Source organism: Xanthomonas cucurbitae (assembly GCF_002939885.1).
Classification (GTDB): domain Bacteria; phylum Pseudomonadota; class Gammaproteobacteria; order Xanthomonadales; family Xanthomonadaceae; genus Xanthomonas; species Xanthomonas cucurbitae.
In genome coordinates, this window is record NZ_MDED01000002.1 from 167691 (window position 1) to 186865 (window position 19175).

General features: G+C 66.3%; 19 protein-coding genes and 1 other RNA gene. 7 read left to right on the forward strand and 13 right to left on the reverse strand.

Annotation, left to right across the window (positions count from 1 at the left end):
- Positions 1-26: 26 nt before the first annotated feature.
- Positions 27-1736, reverse strand: coding sequence for a ubiquinone-dependent pyruvate dehydrogenase (gene poxB / locus XcuCFBP2542_RS01980; RefSeq protein ID WP_223214475.1), 1710 nt, complete (start codon positions 1734-1736; stop codon positions 27-29).
- Positions 1737-2097: 361 nt separating this feature from the next.
- On the opposite strand from poxB, the gene XcuCFBP2542_RS01990 reads away from it, so the two are divergent.
- On the forward strand, positions 2098-2694 hold the full coding sequence (locus XcuCFBP2542_RS01990; protein WP_104601944.1) for an OmpO family porin: 597 nt from the start codon (positions 2098-2100) through the stop codon (positions 2692-2694).
- Positions 2695-2903: 209 nt separating this feature from the next.
- On the opposite strand, the gene XcuCFBP2542_RS01995 is transcribed toward XcuCFBP2542_RS01990, so the two are convergent.
- The 5 genes from XcuCFBP2542_RS01995 to XcuCFBP2542_RS02015 form a co-directional block, all read right to left on the reverse strand.
- Positions 2904-3929 carry an NAD(P)H-dependent glycerol-3-phosphate dehydrogenase gene (locus XcuCFBP2542_RS01995; RefSeq protein WP_104601945.1) on the reverse strand — a complete coding sequence of 342 codons (1026 nt, stop codon included), beginning with the start codon at positions 3927-3929 and terminating at the stop codon, positions 2904-2906.
- 15 nt (positions 3930-3944) lie between these two features.
- Complete coding sequence (gene secB, locus XcuCFBP2542_RS02000) at positions 3945-4460, reverse strand: protein-export chaperone SecB (protein ID WP_104601946.1); 516 nt, start codon at positions 4458-4460, stop codon at positions 3945-3947.
- A gap of 109 nt (positions 4461-4569) precedes the next feature.
- Positions 4570-5004 carry a rhodanese-like domain-containing protein gene (locus XcuCFBP2542_RS02005; protein ID WP_104601947.1) on the reverse strand — a complete coding sequence of 145 codons (435 nt, stop codon included), beginning with the start codon at positions 5002-5004 and terminating at the stop codon, positions 4570-4572.
- Positions 5005-5080: 76 nt separating this feature from the next.
- Positions 5081-5503, reverse strand: a complete 423-nt coding sequence (locus tag XcuCFBP2542_RS02010) for a hypothetical protein (RefSeq protein WP_104602016.1) — start codon at positions 5501-5503, stop codon at positions 5081-5083.
- A gap of 16 nt (positions 5504-5519) precedes the next feature.
- Positions 5520-5990, reverse strand: a complete 471-nt coding sequence (locus tag XcuCFBP2542_RS02015; RefSeq protein ID WP_104601948.1) for a YiiD C-terminal domain-containing protein — start codon at positions 5988-5990, stop codon at positions 5520-5522.
- On the opposite strand from XcuCFBP2542_RS02015, the gene XcuCFBP2542_RS19280 reads away from it, so the two are divergent.
- The 4 genes from XcuCFBP2542_RS19280 (at position 5974) to XcuCFBP2542_RS02030 (ending at position 9316) form a co-directional block, all read left to right on the forward strand.
- Positions 5974-6192, forward strand: a complete 219-nt coding sequence (locus XcuCFBP2542_RS19280; RefSeq protein WP_146090289.1) for a hypothetical protein — start codon at positions 5974-5976, stop codon at positions 6190-6192. The two genes, XcuCFBP2542_RS02015 and XcuCFBP2542_RS19280, sit on opposite strands and share 17 nt — an antisense overlap.
- Before the next feature lie 7 nt (positions 6193-6199).
- The gene (locus tag XcuCFBP2542_RS02020) at positions 6200-6973 is read left to right on the forward strand and encodes a uroporphyrinogen-III synthase (protein WP_104601949.1); all 774 of its coding nucleotides are present in this window, start codon (positions 6200-6202) and stop codon (positions 6971-6973) included.
- A 103-nt stretch (positions 6974-7076) separates the two neighbouring features.
- Positions 7077-8054, forward strand: coding sequence for a uroporphyrinogen-III C-methyltransferase (locus XcuCFBP2542_RS02025; protein WP_104601950.1), 978 nt, complete (start codon positions 7077-7079; stop codon positions 8052-8054).
- The gene (locus XcuCFBP2542_RS02030; protein WP_104601951.1) at positions 8051-9316 is read left to right on the forward strand and encodes a heme biosynthesis protein HemY; all 1266 of its coding nucleotides are present in this window, start codon (positions 8051-8053) and stop codon (positions 9314-9316) included. Before XcuCFBP2542_RS02025 ends, XcuCFBP2542_RS02030 begins: the two co-directional genes overlap by 4 nt.
- Positions 9317-9508: 192 nt before the next feature.
- On the opposite strand, the gene XcuCFBP2542_RS02035 is transcribed toward XcuCFBP2542_RS02030, so the two are convergent.
- Entirely contained in the window at positions 9509-10054 is a 546-nt protein-coding gene (locus XcuCFBP2542_RS02035; RefSeq protein ID WP_170066932.1) for a hypothetical protein, read from the reverse strand.
- Between the two features lie 129 nt (positions 10055-10183).
- The gene (locus tag XcuCFBP2542_RS02040) at positions 10184-11479 is read right to left on the reverse strand and encodes an acetyl-CoA C-acetyltransferase (RefSeq protein ID WP_104601952.1); all 1296 of its coding nucleotides are present in this window, start codon (positions 11477-11479) and stop codon (positions 10184-10186) included.
- An 88-nt stretch (positions 11480-11567) separates the two neighbouring features.
- Here XcuCFBP2542_RS02040 and XcuCFBP2542_RS02045 point away from each other — a divergent pair, with 88 nt between their 5' ends.
- Positions 11568-12452, forward strand: a complete 885-nt coding sequence (locus XcuCFBP2542_RS02045) for a hypothetical protein (protein WP_167526978.1) — start codon at positions 11568-11570, stop codon at positions 12450-12452.
- A 379-nt stretch (positions 12453-12831) separates the two neighbouring features.
- On the opposite strand, the gene XcuCFBP2542_RS02050 is transcribed toward XcuCFBP2542_RS02045, so the two are convergent.
- A non-coding RNA gene (locus XcuCFBP2542_RS02050) (sX9 sRNA) lies at positions 12832-12908 on the reverse strand.
- Positions 12909-13512: 604 nt separating this feature from the next.
- Between XcuCFBP2542_RS02050 and xopAG the strand changes: the two genes are divergently transcribed.
- The gene (gene xopAG, locus XcuCFBP2542_RS20210; RefSeq protein ID WP_274392018.1) at positions 13513-15030 is read left to right on the forward strand and encodes a XopAG/AvrGf1 family type III secretion system effector; all 1518 of its coding nucleotides are present in this window, start codon (positions 13513-13515) and stop codon (positions 15028-15030) included.
- A 136-nt stretch (positions 15031-15166) separates the two neighbouring features.
- Here xopAG and XcuCFBP2542_RS02060 read toward each other — a convergent pair whose 3' ends face one another.
- The 4 genes from XcuCFBP2542_RS02060 to XcuCFBP2542_RS02075 form a co-directional block, all read right to left on the reverse strand.
- Positions 15167-15814: a superoxide dismutase family protein gene (locus tag XcuCFBP2542_RS02060; protein WP_104601954.1), complete on the reverse strand. Its 648-nt coding sequence runs from the start codon at positions 15812-15814 to the stop codon at positions 15167-15169.
- Positions 15815-15860: 46 nt separating this feature from the next.
- Positions 15861-16463, reverse strand: coding sequence for a superoxide dismutase family protein (locus XcuCFBP2542_RS02065; RefSeq protein WP_167526979.1), 603 nt, complete (start codon positions 16461-16463; stop codon positions 15861-15863).
- Between the two features lie 179 nt (positions 16464-16642).
- Positions 16643-18067 carry a nitrogen regulation protein NR(I) gene (ntrC, locus tag XcuCFBP2542_RS02070; protein WP_104601955.1) on the reverse strand — a complete coding sequence of 475 codons (1425 nt, stop codon included), beginning with the start codon at positions 18065-18067 and terminating at the stop codon, positions 16643-16645.
- Positions 18060-19115 (reverse strand): two-component system sensor histidine kinase NtrB, encoded by a 1056-nt coding sequence (locus XcuCFBP2542_RS02075; RefSeq protein WP_170066933.1) that lies wholly within the window; start codon positions 19113-19115, stop codon positions 18060-18062. Before XcuCFBP2542_RS02075 ends, ntrC begins: the two co-directional genes overlap by 8 nt.
- Positions 19116-19175 lie beyond the last annotated feature (60 nt).

The window sequence follows — 19175 nt, forward strand, 5'->3', positions numbered from 1 at the left end:
CGATGCGGCAGATGGCAGCGGCCACCTCAGCGGAAATTGGTCTTCACCAAATCGATCACTTCTTCGCCACGTCCGCTCATCACCGCCTTGAGCATGTACAGTCCCATGCCCTTGGCTTGTTCAAGCTTGATCGCCGGCGGCACCACCAGCTCCTGGGTGGCGACACGCACATCCACCAGCGCCGGCCCGGAATGCGCAAACGCCTGCCGCAAGGCGCGTTCCAATTGCGACGATTCGTCCACGCGGATTCCCAGGATGCCCATCGCATTGCTCATCGCCGCAAAGTCCGGGTTGCGCAGCTCGGTGCCGGTATCCATGTAGCCGGCGGCCTTCATCTCCATCGCCACGAAACCGAGCGAGGCATTGTTGAACACCACCACCTTGACCGGCAGGGCGAGCTGCGCCAGCGAGATGAAATCGCCCATCAGCATCGCAAAGCCACCGTCGCCGGACAGCGAAATGACCTGACGCCCGGGAAACGCCGCTTGTGCGCCCAGCGCCTGCGGCATCGCATTGGCCATCGAACCATGGTTGAACGACCCCAGCAGGCGCCGCTTGCCATTCATGCGCAGATAGCGTGCAGCCCACACCGTCGGCGTCCCGACATCACAGGTGAACACCGCATCCTCGTCGGCGACCTGGCTGACCAGGCGGGTGACGAACTGCGGATGCAGCGGCTCGCCGGGATCGGCGGGCACCGCCAGATCGTCCAGCCCCGCGCGCGCGCTGCGGTAATGCGCCAGTGCCTTGTCCAGAAAGCGGCGGTCTTCGCGGCGCTGCAGCTGCGGCAGCAACGCAGCGATGGTCTCGCCCACATCGGCGGCAATGCCCAGCTGCAGCGGCGTGCGCCGCCCCAGCGCACCCGGATCACGATCCACCTGCACGATGGTGGCGTCCTTGGGATAGAACTGCCGATACGGGAAATCCGTGCCCAGCATCAGCAAGGTGTCGCAGTTGAGCATGGCGTGGTAACCGGAGCTGAAGCCGATCAGGCCGGTCATGCCCACATCGAAGGGATTTTCCCACTCCATGGATTCCTTGCCGCGCAGCGCATGCACGATCGGCGCACCCAGCGTATCGGCCAGAGCCACCACCGCATCGTGCGCACCGGCGCACCCGCTGCCGCATAACAAGGTGATCGACTTGCTCTGCTGGAGCAGCTCGGCCAGCTGCTGCACATCCTCAGCAGCCGGCAACACGCGCGGCGCACGCAGGGCCGGCCATGCGCTGGACAGGTGCTTGTCTACTTCCAGCAGCGCAATATCGCCAGGAATCACCACCACTGCCACGCCTTGCTGCAGGATCGCCGTGCGCATCGCCCGATGCAGCACTTCCGGCAGCTGCGCCGGAGTGGTCACCAATTCCACGAAATGGCTGCATTCGCGGAACAGCTCCTGCGGATGGGTCTCCTGAAAATAGCTCAGGCCGATCTCCGACGAGGGGATCTGCGCGGCGATCGCCAGCACCGGCTGCCGGCTGCGGTGGCAGTCGAACAGACCATTGATCAGATGCAGGTTGCCCGGCCCGCAACTACCCGCACACACCGCCAGCCTGCCGGTCACCGCCGCTTCGGCGCCTGCGGCGAAGGCGGCCACTTCCTCGTGGCGTACATGCATCCACTCGATGGTCTGCATCTCGAGTAGGGCATCGGTCAGGCCATTGAGGCTATCGCCCGTCACTCCCCAGATGCGCTCCACCCCGGCGCTGTGCAGCGTCTCGGCCAGGAACTGCGCCACTGTTTTTTGCTTGCCCAAGACGCCGCTCCGCCGTTGTTCGAAGAGCTGCCATGCTCCCAGTGGCGATGTCAGTGCCATGTGCTGGTCAACCTAACCCGTGCAAATACCGCCTATTTCGGCAACTTTTCCAACTCGCTCCATGGACGTGGCCAAGGAATGACCAGCCCGTCACGCTTTGCCCCGGTGTTACGCACATCTGCAAACCACCACAAGAAAGCGCAGCTGAATCTGGCGCGATGATTCATCAACTACTCAGTCCAGAATTCATGTCGCGTTCCAACGCATAACGGAGAATTTACATCTCGGCAACGAACGGCATCCGCCTCAGCGCCGGCCCAAACCATAAGTACAGGTATCGATCATGAAGAATTCCCTGCTGGCCCTCGGCCTTCTCGCAGCCCTGCCGTTTGCGGCCTCCGCTGCTGAAAACATCTCCTACAACTTCGTCGAAGGCGACTACGTGCGCACGCCGACCGAAGGCCGCGACGCGGATGGCTGGGGCGTGAAGGCCTCGTACGCCGTCGCTCCGAACTTCCACGTGTTCGGCGATTACAGCAAGCAGAACGCCGACACCAACAACAGCGTGTTCGAAAGCTCCAACTCCGACTTCCAGCAGTGGGGCGTTGGCGTGGGCTTCAACCACGAGATCGCCACCAGCACCGACTTCCTGGCACGCGTTGCATACCGCCGCCTGGATCTGGACACCCCGAACATCAACTTCGACGGCTACAGCGTGGAAGCCGGCCTGCGTAACGCGTTCGGCGAACACTTCGAAGTCTATGCCCTGGCTGGCTACGAAGACTTCTCCCGGAAGCGTGGCGTCGATCTCGGCGACAACTTCTACGGCCGCCTCGGCGCCCAGGTGAAGTTGAACCAGAACTGGGGCATCAACGGCGACATCCGCATGGATGGCGACGGCAACAAAGAATGGTCGGTCGGCCCGCGCTTCAGCTGGTAAGCCGCTCGTTTGACTGCAACGCGACCTCTCTCCCGCGTTGCATCGGAAGCCCGGTCCCCCGACCGGGCTTCTTTCTTTTGGGCGATCGGTTGCGATAACGCGCTGCCGCCATCCATGCAAAGGACGACCGGCAGACGGACGACCGGCAATGCCGGGCGCTTGCCTGGGTCCGATCTCGATCCGCCGGACCGGGGGACAATGCGCTGGACTCAGGTGAACAGGGTCTGCGGATACTCGGGCTTGCGCTCACGCGCCAGCAGGCCCTTCAACCCGGCCTCGGGGGTGATTTCCCCATGCAGGACGGCGCGCACGGCGTTGGAGATCGGCAGTTCGATACCGTGCTGTTCGGCCTGGCGCATGACTTCATCGGCGGTCTGCACCGACTCCACCACCTGGCCGATCTCGCGGATCGCATCGTTCAGGCTCTGTCCCCGTCCCAACGCCAGGCCCAGTCGCCGGTTGCGCGACAGATCGCCGGTGCAGGTCAGCACCAGATCGCCCAGCCCGGCCAGCCCCATCAGGGTTTCCGGGCGCGCACCGATCACCGCGGCCAGGCGCAGCATTTCGTTCAGGCCACGGGTAATCAGACCGGCGCGCGCGTTGAGGCCCAGCTGCATGCCATCGGCCACGCCGGTGGCCACGGCCAGCACGTTCTTCATCGCGCCACCCAGCTCGGCACCCACCATGTCGTCGCCGGTATAGGCGCGGAAGGTGGGGCCATGCATCGCATCGGCCACGACCTGCGCAAACGCCGCATCGTCGCCATGCACGGTGATGGCGGTCGGCAAGCCCAGGGTGACCTCTTTGGCAAAAGACGGCCCGGTGACCACGGCCAGTGGAACGGCCGGGCCGAGCAGGTCGCGCGCCACTTCATGCAGGAAGCGTCCGGAACCCGGTTCAAAGCCCTTAGTCGCCCATGCCACGCCAGCGTTGGCCGGACGCAACGGAGCGATCAGCCGGATGGTTTCGGTAAACGCATGCGAGGGCACTACCACCAGGATCCAGCTCGCATCGGCAATGGCCGACTGCAGATCGGTGGTGGCGCGCAGCGTGTCCGGCAACGCGATGCCGGGCAGATAGCGCGCGTTCTCGTGGCGGCGGTCGATGGCATCCACCATCGCCGCATCACGCCCCCACAGCACGGTCGAGTGACCGTGCCTTGCCAGGAGCGCGGCCAAGGCCGTGCCCCAGGAACCGGCGCCGAGAATGGCGATCTTGTGGGTCGAATCGCTCATCGGCGCAACCGCGGTTCAGGCGTTGCCGGCCGGCTCGGAATCGGCCAGCGAGGTGCCTTCGCCCTGCGAGCGCTGGCGCAGGGTTTCTGCGTACAGGGCTTCGAAGTTGATCGGCTGCAGGTAGAACGGCGGGAAGCCGCCGGCCTGGATCAGGTCGCTGACCAGGGTGCGCACGTACGGGAACAGGATGTTCGGGCACTGGGTGCCGAGCAGCACGTCGATCGCCTGCGGCTCCAGGCCGACCAGGCCGAACACACCGGCCTGCTGCACTTCGGCCACATACGCGGTCTTGCCGCCGGCGGTGCAGGTCAGGGTCACGGCCAGCACGACTTCAAAGGCGTTGTCGTTGAGGCGCTGCACCTTCTGATTGAGGTTCAGCTGCAGCTCGGGCTGGTTGGCATCGTTGAACACGGCCGGGGCGTTGGGCGACTCGAAAGAAACGTCCTTGACGTAAATCTTTTCGATGGTGAAGGCGGGGCCAGCAGCGGTATCGGCCGGCGCAGCGGCGCCGTTGAGGGTTTCGTCGGACATTCCTAACTCCAGAAAACGGTTCGGTGGGTGCAACGTTGAGTGATGCAGAGGTGAAAACGCGAGTATCTCACGCAAGCAATGGGGGCTTGGGGACGCCGCACAAGGCCGATCAACGGCCCTTGATCAAGGGCAACTCGGCCATCTGCCAGGCAGCCACGCCGCCATCGAGCCAGTACACCTGTTCGAAGCCGGCCTTTTTCAGCGTCTTGGCAGCGCCTGCAGAGGCATTGCCGCTGCGGCACACGACCACCACCGGCGACGCCTTGGCGTTGGCCAGCAGCTTGCCGGCTGGGTCGAACTTGGCCAGCGCCACGTTGCGGCTACCGGCGATATGGCCTTTTTCGAAATCGACCGCGGGCGACAGATCGATCACCAAGGCGTTTTCGCTGTTGATGAGCCGGGTCAGCTCGGCCGGCTTGAGTGCGCGATAGCCGCGAAACAGGCGCGCGACCTCGGTCACGATCAGGGCGATGGTCAGACCCACCAGGGCCAGCGACAGCATGGGGTTGCGGCCGACAAAGGCCTGCAGCTCTTCGAAATTCACGGGATCAGGGTCAGGCGAGCGGGCGGGAATTGTCGCACAGCTGGCGCGCGCGACGGCCAGCGGGCGCCACGGCCGGCTACTGGCCCTTCCACAGATCAGGCAGGCCGTTGGCCAGCCACCAGCGTTTGCGTTCGGCATCCCAGCGCCAGATCTCGATGCTGCGCACCAGCCGCTCGGACTGGGTATTGCGGTTGATGACGCGCAATTCCACTTCACGGCGCAGGTCGCCACCGGGGTCTTCGCCGGCGCGCAGCTCGCGATAACCGGAGATCTGGATCTGCTCATAGCGCGAGCGTTCCAGGTCGCTGAGCGGATGCGCCTGCGCATAGGACGGTTCGACAAAGCCCTGGGCTGCATCGAAATCGCTCCAGCGCACCGCCGCCGTATAGGCCGCCCGCGTGGTTTCCAGTGCGCGCGCCTGCGCCCGGCTGCCGGCAGTGGCCAGCCCGCTCAGCATCACCAGGCCCAGCAGGACCATCGCTCCAATGACTGCACGCATCCGCCCAATCCGCATCCTACCGCTTCGGGAACGCCACGAAACGTCCGCTCAGGGTCGCCGCAGCGGTGCCCGACCCCAGCGCGATCTGCGCACGCATGCCGATCCGCGCCTTGCCGCGCTGGCGGAAGGTGGCCAGGAACGTCTCCCAGCCACCCGGTTCGGAGGGCGCCGCGTCGGCCACCAGCTCTTCGTAGACCGGCGCCACGTAACGCAGCTGGCTATCGGCCACATAGACGTCGGCGGCGTGCCCGGCCAGTTGCAGTTGCAGGGTCAGCCAGCCCCAGCCGGACAGCGTCATCAGCGAGGCCAGGCTGCCCCCGAACGCATTGGCCTTGTCGTTGACGTTGGCCTGCAACGGCGCACGCAGGCGCAGCGCGCCATCGTGCAATCCATCGACGGCGATGCCCATCGACAGCACCGGCGGCATGGCGATGAACTGCTGCTGCAGCGACTGCAGGGCGGAGGCAAGCGTGCACGAAGAGGTCATCGACAAGAGCTGGGAAAGCGGCGAAGGGCGGCATCATGCCGCAATGTCCGCCAAGCGTGTTGTGCTGGCGCTCGACATGCGGTACCGCATGGTGAACGAGGACGGGATGGCGGCGGCGCGCGGGATCGGCATTCATCAGCATTCAGTGCTGAACCGGCACAGGCATGGCCGATGCGCCTGCAACGGTGCCGCTCTCGCATAATCGCGGTATGACCCGGCCCCTTACCACCGACGCTTGGACCCTGATCTCGCTGCGACCCAGCGGCGAGCATGCAGCGCTGCGACGAGCCGCCGCACGGCACGATGGGCGCCTACTTGCGCTATCGCCGTGGCGGCTGCAGACCGACGACAGCGACCAGGCCCGCGCCGCGTTGCAGCTGGCACTCCAGGCGCCGATCGCGCTGTTCACCAGCCCGGCGGCGGTACGCGCCGCGCATCGGCTGGTGCCGCTGCGGCGGCCGCCACAAGCGCACTGGGTCAGCGTCGGCGAAGGCACCGCGCGCGCATTGCATGCCTGCGGAGTCGATCGCGTGGTGCGCCCGCAACGCATGGACAGCGAAGGCCTGCTGGCATTGCCACTGTTCCAGCCGCCGCTGCAGGCGGTGGGGCTGGTCACCGCGCCAGGCGGGCGCGGCATGCTCGCACCGGCACTGGAACAACGCGGCGCCCGCCTCCTGCGCGCCGATGTCTATCGCCGCATCGCCGTGCCGCTGCGCCGCTCGGCGGCACCAGCGTTGATGGAGGCACTGCCGCGCAGCGTCCTGGCCCTGAGCAGTGCCGAGGCACTGGCATTGGTCCTGCATCAGTTGCCGAGCACAGTGGTCGCGGCATGGCGTCAGCGGCCGGTGGTGGCCTCCAGCGAGCGCATGCTGGCAGCGGCACGGACTGCAGGCTTCCAGCACACAACGCGCGCTGCCGGTCCACTGCCGATGCAACTGGCCGCTGCCGCTGCCGCCGTCGTGACATCGTCGCAACCTTGCTGAACTGCAGGCCCAGGCACAGCTTGCGAGCGTCTGCCGGGGCACGCCATGCTGTGGCCGATGACGGCGGTGCCCGCGCCGGTCGTGACCGCTCGAGGATGTCCGAATGACCCCACTGTCCACTCCTGCGCGACGTGTCCCCTGGACCTGGCTGCTACTCGCGCTGGTGGTGGCTGCGGTGGGCGCGGCGCTGTTGCTCGGCTGGCGCGCATGGCAAGGCTACCAGGCGGCGCAGCTGCAGGCCGCCCAGGCGCAGCAGCAGCGTTGGGACGGCACGCAGCAACTGCTGCAAACGCTGCGACGCGATCAACGCCTGGCCAACGAGCGCCTGCAGGATGCGGCCGCCACCAACCGCGTCCTGCGCGACGAAATGCTGGGTTTGAGCCAGCGCAGCGCTCTGCTCGAAGAGACGGTGCAGAAGTTGGCAGATCCCAACCGCCATGGTGCGCAGGCCCTGCGGCTGGATGAAGTGGAACTGCTGCTGCGGCTGGGCCAGCAGCGGCTGAGCATCGCCGGCGACGCCGATGGTGCACGCCGTGCCTACGCCCTGGCCAACGGGGCGCTCAACGGCATTGACGATCCGGGCTATCTCAATCTGCGCCAGGCGCTGGTGCAGGAGCGCGATGCGCTCGATCGCCTCGGCATCGGTCCGCAGGCCCAGGTTGGGCATGCACTGGACCAGCTGGCCGCCGATCTGCAACGCCTGCCGGAGCGTTCTGCGGCTGTTGGCGACGCGCCGCGGCCGTGGTGGCAGAAGGCGCTGGCGCCGCTGGTGGAGATCGCCCCCAGCCGCGGCCAGGTGGTGCTCACCGGCAGCGAACGCCACGCCGCCGAGGATGCGGTGCAGATCGAAATCAGCCTGGCACGCGCCGCCGCCGAGCGCGGCGATGCCGACGGTGTTGCGCAGGCGTTGCGCCGCGTCGATACCTGGATGACCCGGCGGTGGCCGGATTCGGCGCAACGCCGCCAGCTGCGCGCACGCCTGCGCACGCTGCAACAAGCACCACTGCGTCCGCGCCTGCCGGAACTGGGCACCACCCTGCTGCAATTGCAGGCCATGCGTGAAGGGAGATCCAACCAATGAAAGCGATGCGTACCGTTCTGATCCTGCTGGTTGCCGTGGCGCTGGGCGTGCTCGGTGCGCAATGGCTGTCGCACCAGACCAGCTACGACCTGGGCAACGTGGTGGTCAGCGTGGGCGGCAACGATTACCGCGCCGCCATGCCGCAGGCGGTGCTGATCCTGGTGATCGCGCTGCTGGTGCTGTGGTTGCTGTGGACCTTGGTCAGCCTGCCGTTCCGCGTCTGGGGCACGTACCGTCGCAAGCAGGGCCGTGCGCGCCTGATCGAAGGCCTGCGCGCCGCCGATCACGGCCAATGGCAGCGCGCCGAGCGCCTGCTGGTCAACGCCAGCGAGGACGAGGACGTCAGCGGGATTGCGCTGGCCAGCGCGGTGCGGGTGGCCGATGCGCGCGGCGACGAAGCGGCGGCCAATGCGCTGGCCCAACAGTTGGCCGAGCGCGATCCCACTGCGCACGCCCTGTTGCAGGGCGAACGCCATCTGGCACGTCAGCATCCAATCGAGGCGATCAATGCGCTGGACAGTGCCGCCGCGCAGCCGCTGCCGGCCCGTGGCCTGCTGCTGCGCACCCACGCGCTGACCCAGATCGGGCGCGCCGACGAAGCCTATGGTCAACTGGGCGCCCTGCGCCAGCAGGCGGTACTGGCGCCGGAGGCGTATAGCGCATTGGAGGCCACGCTGGCCGAACAGACCCTGCTGCAGGCCGGCGACGCCAATGCGCTGGCCGAACGCTGGGAAGCCTTGCCGAAGACGCTGCGGACCCTGCCGGCCATCGTGGCCGCCTATGCACAGCGTGCGGCCGTGCTGCACTGGGACGATGCCGCCGTGCACAGCCTGGAACAGGCGCTGGATACGCAATGGGACGAAGCACTGGTGCGCCTGTACGGAGTGCTGCCGCTGGAAAAATATGATTCGCGCCGTGCCAGCGCGCAGCGTTGGCTGACCCAGTATCCCGACAGCCCGGGCTTGCTGTTGACGCTGGCCCGCCTGGCGCGCCACCAGCAGCAGTGGTCGCAGGCCGAAGAGTTCCTGCATCGCGCACTCGCCCAGGGTGCCGGTAGCGAGGCCTGGGAAGAACTGGGACATGGGTTTGCCGCTGCTGGCGAGCTGCTGGCGGCGCAGCATTGCTACGCCAATGCCCTACGCGCGGCACGCGGCGAGCCGGTGATTGAGGGCATGCCGCAGCCATCGCACCATGGGACGCTAGTCGCGGTAGGGACCCTGCCCGCAGCCGATCCGCTGGCGCCGGATGAACGCCTGCCTTGATTGGCGTGCGCCGCGCCCGGCGACGGCGCGGTGTGCGCAGGAGCTGGCTGGCGGTGACTGAAACGCAGAGGCATCCGTTCGTATTGGCGCTGCGATAGCGCCCGGTTCAAGCATGCACGCACGCATGCGGAGGGAAGGATTCGACGCCTTGCGCCGCCCTGCACAGGCGCGGGAATCTGCCGCAGCGCCGGATCAATCGCCGCGCAAGGCCTCCGGCGGCGGCGGTGGCAACGTATCCAGGAACGCATCGCAGGCGCCGAGATAACGGGCCTGGTGATGATCGACCAATCGCGGCGACAACACCCGCGATCCCAGCCTGCCCACCAGCAGCATCGCCGCCATCACCGCGCTACCGATCACCCAGCGGAACTCGCTGTGCAGCGACAGGCCGCAGACCAGCAAGGCCAGCACCGAGGCCAGCGTCACGGCGACGTAGCGCACGCGACGACGCTCGTGCAGGCGACACAAGGTGAGCACATGCGGGCTGCGCTTGCGCAAGACGATCGCCAGGATCAGGTACGGCAGCACGCCCAGCAGCAGCGCGGCATAGATCACCGGGTGGTGCCAATGAAAGATGTAGCGACGCGGTGGCATGTCCGCCGGCGCATTGCACTTGACGCAGCGCGGCGGCAGGTTGGCGCCCGGCGTGCACACCAATACATCGCCCTCGCGCCACACATCGCCCCGCACTGGCGTCAGGTAGAGGGTGGGTGGCTCGTGCTGTGCATCCTTGGACATCCATGCGTCCTTGCAGGTTGGAGATTCGGGATTCGGGATTCGGGTTTGGGGATTGGGGATTCGCAAGAGCGGGTTTCGCCTTTGCGAATCCCGAATGCCCAATCCCCAATCCCACGCTGTGCAGCAGCGTCAGCGCTCGACGATCGCCACCACGCCCATGCCACCGGCGGTGCAGATCGAAATCAGCGCGCGGCCGCCGCCGCGTTCTTGCAGTTGCTTGGCGGCGGTGGCCACCACGCGTGCGCCGGTGGCGGCGAACGGGTGGCCGGTGGCCAGCGACGAACCCAACGGGTTGATCTTGTCCGGGTCGATGCGGCCCAGCGGCGCGTCCAGGCCCAGCCGCGTGCGGCAGTACTCCTCGCTCTCCCAGGCGCGCAGCGTGCACAGCACCTGCGCGGCGAAGGCTTCGTGGATTTCGTAGATGTCGAAGTCCTGCAGGCTCAGGCCCTGGCGCGCCAGCATCTGCGGCACCGCGATGGTCGGTGCCATCAGTAGGCCTTCGCCGTGCACGAAATCCACCGCCGCCACCTGCGCATCGCGCAGATAGGCCATCGGCGTATGGCCATGCGCCAGCGCCCAGGCTTCACTGGACAGCAGCACCGCAGCGGCCCCATCGGTGAGCGGGGTGGAATTGGCGGCGGTCAGGGTGCCGCGACCGGACGTCTTGTCGAACGCCGGGCGCAACGTGGCGAGTTTTTCCAACGAGGTGTCCGCACGCAGGATGTTGTCGCGCGAGACGCCGCGAAACGGCGCGATCAAGCCGTCGAAGAAACCGCGCTCATAGGCTGCGGCCAGCTTGTGGTGCGAGGCCACCGCCCATTCGTCCTGCGAATCGCGCGAGATGTTCCACTGCTTGGCCATGTCCTCGCAGTGGTCGCCCATGCGCTTACCGGTGCGCGGCTCGGCCACGCCGGGGAACTCGGGCTTGAGTTCGGCCAGCTTGAAACCGCGCAGCAGCGTCCTGAGCTTGTCGCCAGTGGCCTTGGCACGATTGGCAGCCATCAGGCGTGCGCGCAGCTTCTTGCCATAGACGATCGGCACTTCGGAGGTGGTGTCCGAGCCGCCGCCAATGCCCGAATCGATCTGGCCCAACGCGATCTTGTTGGCGATGGTGATGACCGAATCCAGGCTGGTGCCGCAGGCACGCTGCAAGGTCAGGCCCGGGGTCAGCGGCGACAGCCCGGACGACAACGCGGCCTCGCGCGCCAGGTTCCAGTCCGACGAATGCTTGATGACCGCGCCCATCGCCACTTCGCCCAGCTGCTGGCCGTGCAGCCCAAAGCGCTCGACCAGCGCGCCCAGCGTGCGCACCGACATGCCCAGGTTGCCCACGTCCGCATAGGCGGTGTTCTGGCGACAGAACGGGATACGGACGCCACCCAGGATGGCGACGGGACGGGCTGCGGGCATCGGCTGACCTGGCATGGAAGACTCGGGGACATGGCCTGCACAGGGCCGGCAGGCATAATGGTTGCAGTGTAGCTTCGACCCCGTGATGGGCCAACCGCGAATCATGAGCAAGACCGAACACGGCGTGACCGCCATGGGTGTATTGGCACTGGAATTGACCGGTGGAAGCGCGCCCGAGCACGGCGCATTGGCGCCCGAGCAGGCCGGCATGCTGGCCGAACGCATCGGCCGCGACCTGGCGCAATGGATCCCCGAGGTCCGGGAACTCGAACTCAGCGTGGCCATGGCGCATTTCGACCCGGCCGAAGTGCTGCGGCCGGGCTGGCCGCTGCACCGCCGCTTGGAAGAGCTGCATGCCCGCGCGCCGGGCCGCGACCAGGGCCCGCGCGTGCTGGCCTTCGGCGCCGATGCGCACGGCGAGATTCCGTTGCCGTTCCAGGCCGATGCGCAACTCACCGGCGGCGGGCTGCGCGTGCTGCCGTTCCTGCTCACCGGCGATGCGCAGCGCGTGGCCACCGTGGCCGATGCGATGGAAGAGGTGCTGCTGGCCCAGGGCATGGCCCAGGCCGATACCGCGCTGCTGGCGCAGGAGAGCTTTGGCGCGCGGATCGAACACGCCCGCTACCTCACTGCGCACGATCTGGCAGCGATGATCTCGATGCAGTACGACAACCAGGGCCTGGCGCCGCTGTGGCCGCTGCTGGAAGCGGCGCTGCTCGCCCCAACCAGCGAGGAGTGGCTGGACCAGGCACCGGAGCCGCTGCTGCGCTATGTCGAGAGCGAAGTGCGCATTGCACTGTTCGATCCGGCCGGCTGGTGCGATTACTACGCACACGATCGCGCGCACTGCGAGCGCCTGCGCGGTGTCTACGAACAATTCCTCTCGCGCCAGCGGCAGATGGCCGCGGTGCTGGACGCCCACGGGCTGCCGGTGCTGTATGTGCATGTGGAGCCTGGACAGGATCCGCGGCAGGCGCTAGCTGCATAAGCTCGTCAGCCGACTCGAACGCTCCCGCATGGGTGACCGTGGAGACGACGGGGCTGTATGTAGACCATGTAAGGCGTGCCTGCGCCTCCCATGCACGGTTGCTGGGGCAACCGATGCAGCGGAGCGCCGGCATGGCCGACGTCGTGGCTGGGACCGGCCAGGGATGCAGGGATGACGGGCTGGCGATTGCCACCGACGCCGTGCCTGCGGGGAAGTGCATTTGCAGACCTGCAACGCGCCCATCTAAGACCGCACCGGGACGAGGTCTGAGCCCTGGCCGAACGGTTGAGTGGTTGCATCAGTAGCACACCCTTGGCGATCATCTGCGCAGTGATTGGATCGCATCGAGCGGCGTTTCGACGCGTGCCGGCCTCAGTGCGACTGGTAAACCGTAGCGAGCAATCATCAGGGTGGGTGCACACGGCGCGCAGGAAGCGGAGTGTATGCGCGGTACCTATCAACTCCGAGCACTGGCCGCGCCCGCCTGGCGGCCGCACAGTGATTTGTCAGCGAAGCTTAGGGTGTCGAACGATTTCCAGATGGGCAATCCCCATCCTGATCCTCGATCCCCCTACCTGCATACCGTGGTCGATATCACACATGCGTGGCTCTGCCATACCACAGCGCATCGCTCGACCGGATGCGCAAGATGCCCCTCAGCGCACTTGCTCGTTTATGACATCACGTCTTCGCGGTCGAAATGGACGCACCCTTAGGCAACAGGCATAGTCGTTGCGCGATTGGACGGAAACAGACCACAGGCCGCCACGCTCAAAATTCGGCTGCTGCTATGAATATTGCGTGCAGCATCGACATTGCCTGCCGGCACATTGAAGCAGGTGCAGCAGTCCGCATCGACGCGGACAACAAACCAAACCATGACGAAATCGCAAGCTGACCGGCACCCGCTTTCTGCTGATGGGTGAGTGCAAATCAACCACGCAGCCACACATAGCGACACTCATGTTACGCAAGTAACGGTCTTTCGCTGCCATGCTTCGCGGAGTCTCGACTCAATTGGAACAGCTGGTCTCCATCCTACACTTGAGAGGACACATCCATGCGCACCAAGCCCGCGCAACCATTGGCCACCATTCAACGACTTCTTGCCTCCGACCCCTCGCCAACGCACTCCCCCTCTGCGCCGTCGCTCACATCGCTGGGCACCAACCAAACGACCGGCTTGCTGGGGGGCTTGCCCGCACGAAAAGCCGGGCAAGCAGCGCAAGAAGGCCCACGCCAGGAAAACGGCGGGCGCGGCAAACACTGGGCATCTCGGGCCGCCAAATACGCGCTGGGAATAGCGGGTGCCGGTTATGTTGCAGATAACTTTTTCTTGTCCACGACCACGTTGGTCGATGGCAAAGCCGGGTTTACCGGCAATGATCGACTGGAAAAGGCATGTGCAAAAGCTGAGAAGTATCACGCGCGATACCACAGCGCTACCGAAGAAGAGCGCGCATCCCATTGTCGTCCTTTCGTACCGATCAAGACCTGCGGGTCCAACCAGTTCGCCACCATGAGCGACTACCGCGCGGCGACCAAAGTCCATGTCGGTCATCTGTTCGACACCGAAACTGCACGGGAATCGCTGCTGACCAACCTCTCCTGTCTCAAGGGCGAGCGGATCAAGCAGGAGTGCATCGCCAAGTATGCGCCTGCGAACGTCCCGGCAGATCCGGACCTGAGCAAGAGTCCGCTGTACGACGGGAAAAACAAATACTCGCTGGCCGGCGTCGCCAACCCCCAAACCGGAGCAAGCGGTTATACCTCGCGCTCCATCACCCAACCCTTCATCAACCGCGGCGTGCAGCACTTCATACAGGCTTCGCAGAGCGCCAAGGCGCGGTCTCTCAAACAATGCATGGAGTCGCTTCAACGCGCATTGGGCGGCAATGATACGCTCAGCAGGCAAGCACAGCACGCCGCCGGCCAGGCAATCCTGAACTTCCGGCAGGTCTATGCTGCCGACGAGCATTGGGGTCACCCTGAGAAGGTCATCATGAAGACCCTGATCGCCAACGGGCTGCTGTCTCAGAAGCAAACCGACAGGATCGATGCGACCTTGATGTTCGAAGATCCGTCCATCAGTGCCCTGAAAAGAAACACCAGCATCGCCGGGCCGTTATTGCAGAAACTGGAAACGAAGATTCAGTCCAGGCGCCTGCGGGATCAACCCGAGGCGCTTGCGGATTTCATGGAGATGACAAAACAGAAGAACATGGAAGGCCTGCCAATTGCGCACTTCAAACTCAGAGCGGACGGTACCGGCTTTGAAGACTGCTCCGGCTTGGGCGACTCGTTCACCAGTGCAAATGCCGTTGCGTGCATTAACCACGCACGCTTGATGAGCGGCGAGCCGCGCCTTTCGCAACAGGATGTCGGGACCGTGGTTGCCTGTCTTAATGCCGTATACGACGATGCCAGCAGCATCCGGCATTCGCTGCATGAGATCGCACGCGGATCCTTCGTCGGCGCCGGCTACACCACCGAGGACGCCGATGCGTTTTATGAGGAGATCTGTAAGGATGCTGCACAGGCATTCTATGCGGGAAAGTCCATGATCCGCAGCGACTAGCGCTCTATTTTCAATTGCCCCTGCCCATCCTATCAGTGGTGGACGCAATACAGCACCGGGTGCGAATTCCACGATCGCGGTGATGGCGACCGAAATGCGCCGCAGTATGGACCGCGACGCAACGCAAGCCATGCGTTTACCTGGTGGCTGCCTGTGCGTTGTCGGTGGTAATCACGCCGCAGGCCAGACGGCCGCCGGCATTGCCGGTGGGCTGGGTTTTGTAGTCATCCGGATCGGCATGCACGATCACGGCGTGCCCTGCGATATCGAACTGGTCGGCCTTGCCGAGATTGACGTTGTTCGACACCGGGGCGTCGATGCTGGCGTTGCCCTGCGCATCGGCGGTGATGTTGGGCATGTCGCCGGCATGATGCGGGTCGGCGCTGACATTGCCGTGATCGGACTGGGCAGGGTTGAAGTGGCCGCCGGCACTGCTGCCGTCCGGCGCGCTGCAGTCGCCTTTTTCGTGGATATGGAAGCCGTGTTCGCTGTTGGGCTTGAGCCCGCTGAGCTGACCGGTAACGCGCAGCGCGCCGTCCACGGTCTTGAAGGTCACCGTGCCTTTGACCTCATTGCCCTTGGTCGGCTTGAGCTCGGCGGTGGCCGTGGTGGTGGCCGCCGCTTCGGTGACCATGGAGGCGGCATGCTCGCCACCATGCGCCGCTTCGGCCGGCGTACCGGCCTGCGGCGCGGGCGCGGGATCGGCCGGTGCCGGCGCTTCGCGCTTGCAGGCGGTCAATGCCAGAGCAGTGGCCAGAAACAACGTAGTGGGAAGAATGCGCATGGAAAGCTCCTGTAGAGACCGCAAACGCGGCCATGGATGCCCCGACTCAGGGCTGCGAAGGGGGGGTACGCCACTGAGTGACGCGAATGACGCCGCACGCCAGCCGTGCACCGGCATTGCCGCTGGGCTGGCTGCGGTCATCGTCGGCATCGGCATGCACGATGAGCGCCTTGCCGACCACGTCGTTGGGCGCGCCGTCGCCCAGGCTGATGCCCGACACGATCATGTCCAGATGCGCGACGCCCTCGGCATCGGCACGCAGGTTGTCCATGTCGCCCAGGTGATGCGCGCCGTTGCCGGCCCGCCCGTGCGGCGCCCCGGCGGGATTGAAATGCACACCGGCACTGCTGGCATCGGCCGCGCTGCAATCACCGCGCTCATGCACATGAAAGCCGGCCACCGCGCCGGCACGTAGCCCACCGACGGTGCCGGTGATGCGGATGCCCTGCAACGCAGGCACCAGCACCACCCGGCCGCTGACCAGACTGCCCGATGCCGAAGCCAGCGCGGCGTCGGCCTGCTGCACCGGGCGCGCGGGCACTACCCGCGCTGCCGGCGGTGGCGGTGCCTTCGGCGGTGGTGGCGTGCTGCTGCAGGCAGCCAGCGCCAGCGCGGTAGCGGCAACGAGCGTGGACGAGCGATAACGCATCGAGCTGTTCTCCTGATCTGATTGGGAACCTATGCGGGCGCGTGTTCACGGGTCATGAAATGCGCCCACGGGCAGCCCACGAGTTTACGGGGGAGGTGTCGCGGGCCGGGATATGCGCGAAAGCAACCTACCCCCTCTCCTGCAGGCGGGAGAGGGGCTCGACTCCGCGTACGGGCACATCAGCGGCGTTTGCGCCCTGGCCCGAGTTTGCGGGTGACCGTGTTGCGGCCAAGGCCCAGGCGGGCGGCGGCTTCGGCGCGGCGGCCCTGGGTGAGTTGCAGGGCGGCTTCGAGCAGGGTCTTGTCCAGGCGTTCGCGGGCTTCGGCGTGCAGGCCTTGCGCACCTTCACCCAGGCGCTGTGCGGCCCAGCTGGAGAGCAACTCGTCCCACTGGCCTTCGCCGCGTGCCGCACGGCGGCCGCCACGCGTGAGTGCGGCATCCACGTCCAGCACATCGATGATGTCGGCAGTGGCCAACGCGGCCAACCGCCAGCAGACGTTTTCCAGTTCGCGCACATTGCCGGGCCAGTCGTAGCGGCGCAGTGCTTCCAGCGCGGAAGCCGACAGCCGCTTGGGCAGCATGTCGAGCTTGCGCCCGGCCATGGCCAGGAAGTTCTCGGCCAGCTGCGCGATATCGCCGCGGCGTTCGCGCAACGGCGGCAGTTGCAGGCGCACCACGTCCAGGCGGTGCAGCAGGTCGGCACGAAAGCGGCCCTGTTCGACCAGCGCTTCCAGATCCTGATGGGTGGCGGCGATCACGCGCACGTCCACGCGGATCAACTCGCGCCCGCCCACGCGAAAGAATTCGTTCTCTGCCAATACACGCAGCAGACGGGTCTGCAACGGCAACGGCATGTCGCCGATTTCGTCCAGGAACAAGGTGCCGCCGTCGGCCTGTTCGAAGCGGCCGATATGGCGCTTGGTGGCACCGGTGAAGGCGCCGGTTTCGTGGCCGAACAATTCGCTTTCCAGCAGCTCGGCGGGAATGGCGGCGGTATTGAGCGCGACGAACGGCTTGCGTGCGCGTGGCGATTCGTTGTGCAGCGCGCGGGCCACCAGTTCCTTGCCGGTGCCGGTCTCGCCGTTGATGAGTACCGACAACGGCGCCAGCGCCAACCGGCCGATGGCGCGGAACAGGGCCTGCATCGCCGGGGTGTCGCCGATCAGCGATGCCGAGCCTTCGACCACCACCGTGGCGATGCCCGGCTGCACGTCGGCGTCGGCGTCGGGCAGCGCCCGCGCCGCCAGTGCCACCGCATCGTCCAGGTCGAATGGTTTGGACAGGAATTCATGCGCGCCGCCGCGGAAGGCGCCGGCGGTGCTGGCGACATCGGTATACGCCGACATCACGATCACCGGCAGCTGCGGGTGCTTGGACTTGAGCTTGTCCAGCAGGGTCAGGCCGTCTTCGCCGGGCATGCGCACATCGGTGAACAGCAGGTCCGGGGTAGGACGCATCGCCAGCGCCTGCAGCGCAGCGGCAGCGCTGTCGAAGCCATCGACGGCGTAGCCGGCATCGCGCAATGCCGTGGACAGCACGAAGCGGACCGAACGGTCGTCGTCGACCACCCAGATGTGGTGGGATGCGGCGGCGGCCTCAGCCATGCAGATGCTCCTTGTCGTGATCGCCGGCCAGCTCGGGCAGCAACAGGGTGAAAACGGTATGGCCCGGACGCGAGCGGTAGGTCAGCGTGCCGTGGTGTTCGCGCGAGACCTGCTGGGCCAGCGCCAGGCCCAGCCCGCTGCCTTCGGCACGGCCGCTGACCAGCGGCAGGAACAGGTGCTCGGCCAGCTCTTCGGGCACGCCGCCGCCGTCGTCGATGATCTCCAGCCGCAGCGACATCGCATGCACGCGGTCGCGGATGCGCTGGCCGTGTTCGACGCGGGTACGCAGCGTCACCCGGGTGGCGCCGGCCTGGAAGGCGTTGCGCACCAGGTTCCACACCGCCTGTGTCAGGCGGTCCACATCGCCGAGGATGTCGGGAATGCTGGGGTCGTAGTCGCGCTGCACCTGCACCGACCATCCGCCCTCGGCCTCGGCCAGGCGCAGCACCCGTTCCAGTACGACGTGGATGTTGAGGCCCTGGTGCGGGCGCAAGGGCGAGGGCGACAGCAGACGTTCGAGCAAGGTGTTGAGGCGCTCGATCTCGGTGCCGATCAACTCGATCAGCTCGCGCTCGTCCTCGTCGCGCCCGCCCGAGCGGCGCGCCAGCAGCTGAGCGGCGCCCTTCAGGCCGGCCAGCGGATTGCGCAGCTCGTGCGCCAGGCCCTTGAGCGCAGCGCTCAGGGCATTGGGCAAGGCGTGGGTGGGATCGAGCGCAGGGAATTCATCGACCGGATGGGTCTCCAGCAACCAGCCGCCGTCGTCCAGCCGCGACAGCCAGCCTTCGGCAAAGCGCGGCGCGTCGTTGGGCAGGCCCAACGCCAGCCGGTGCAGGCGCAGTACGTCGCGCTCGTCGTTGAGCAGGAAGCGCGCCAGCGCATCGCCCTGCACTTCCAGGGCGGCCAGCGGTTGATCGACCAGCCGCCGGGCACTGACCCCGAGCCAGCGCGCGAACGCCGGGTTGACGCCCAGTACGCGGCCCTCGCGATCGGCCCAGGCCACCGGAGTGCCCAGGCTGTCGAGCGACGGAGTGGAGGTGGTCATCACCATTGCACCAATTTAGTGCAAACCCTTGCCGGCCGCGCGCAGGGCGCACTGGATCTGGCCGGC

Excerpts from the sequence above, each read along its gene's own strand:
- XcuCFBP2542_RS02065 (WP_167526979.1), bottom strand. The coding sequence starts at position 16,463 with ATGCGTTATCGCTCGTCCACGCTCGTTGCCGCTACCGCGCTGGCGCTG.
- XcuCFBP2542_RS02060 (WP_104601954.1), bottom strand. The coding sequence starts at position 15,814 with ATGCGCATTCTTCCCACTACGTTGTTTCTGGCCACTGCTCTGGCATTG.
- XcuCFBP2542_RS01990 (WP_104601944.1), top strand. The coding sequence starts at position 2,098 with ATGAAGAATTCCCTGCTGGCCCTCGGCCTTCTCGCAGCCCTGCCGTTT.
- XcuCFBP2542_RS02030 (WP_104601951.1), top strand. The coding sequence starts at position 8,051 with ATGAAAGCGATGCGTACCGTTCTGATCCTGCTGGTTGCCGTGGCGCTG.
- XcuCFBP2542_RS02045 (WP_167526978.1), top strand. The coding sequence starts at position 11,568 with ATGAGCAAGACCGAACACGGCGTGACCGCCATGGGTGTATTGGCACTG.
- XcuCFBP2542_RS02020 (WP_104601949.1), top strand. The coding sequence starts at position 6,200 with ATGACCCGGCCCCTTACCACCGACGCTTGGACCCTGATCTCGCTGCGA.
- ntrC (WP_104601955.1), bottom strand. The coding sequence starts at position 18,067 with ATGGCTGAGGCCGCCGCCGCATCCCACCACATCTGGGTGGTCGACGAC.
- XcuCFBP2542_RS01995 (WP_104601945.1), bottom strand. The coding sequence starts at position 3,929 with ATGAGCGATTCGACCCACAAGATCGCCATTCTCGGCGCCGGTTCCTGG.
- XcuCFBP2542_RS02015 (WP_104601948.1), bottom strand. The coding sequence starts at position 5,990 with ATGACCTCTTCGTGCACGCTTGCCTCCGCCCTGCAGTCGCTGCAGCAG.
- xopAG (WP_274392018.1), top strand. The coding sequence starts at position 13,513 with ATGCGCACCAAGCCCGCGCAACCATTGGCCACCATTCAACGACTTCTT.
- XcuCFBP2542_RS02035 (WP_170066932.1), bottom strand. The coding sequence starts at position 10,054 with ATGTCCAAGGATGCACAGCACGAGCCACCCACCCTCTACCTGACGCCA.
- secB (WP_104601946.1), bottom strand. The coding sequence starts at position 4,460 with ATGTCCGACGAAACCCTCAACGGCGCCGCTGCGCCGGCCGATACCGCT.
- XcuCFBP2542_RS02075 (WP_170066933.1), bottom strand. The coding sequence starts at position 19,115 with ATGGTGATGACCACCTCCACTCCGTCGCTCGACAGCCTGGGCACTCCG.
- XcuCFBP2542_RS02025 (WP_104601950.1), top strand. The coding sequence starts at position 7,077 with ATGACCCCACTGTCCACTCCTGCGCGACGTGTCCCCTGGACCTGGCTG.
- XcuCFBP2542_RS02010 (WP_104602016.1), bottom strand. The coding sequence starts at position 5,503 with ATGCGTGCAGTCATTGGAGCGATGGTCCTGCTGGGCCTGGTGATGCTG.
- XcuCFBP2542_RS02040 (WP_104601952.1), bottom strand. The coding sequence starts at position 11,479 with ATGCCAGGTCAGCCGATGCCCGCAGCCCGTCCCGTCGCCATCCTGGGT.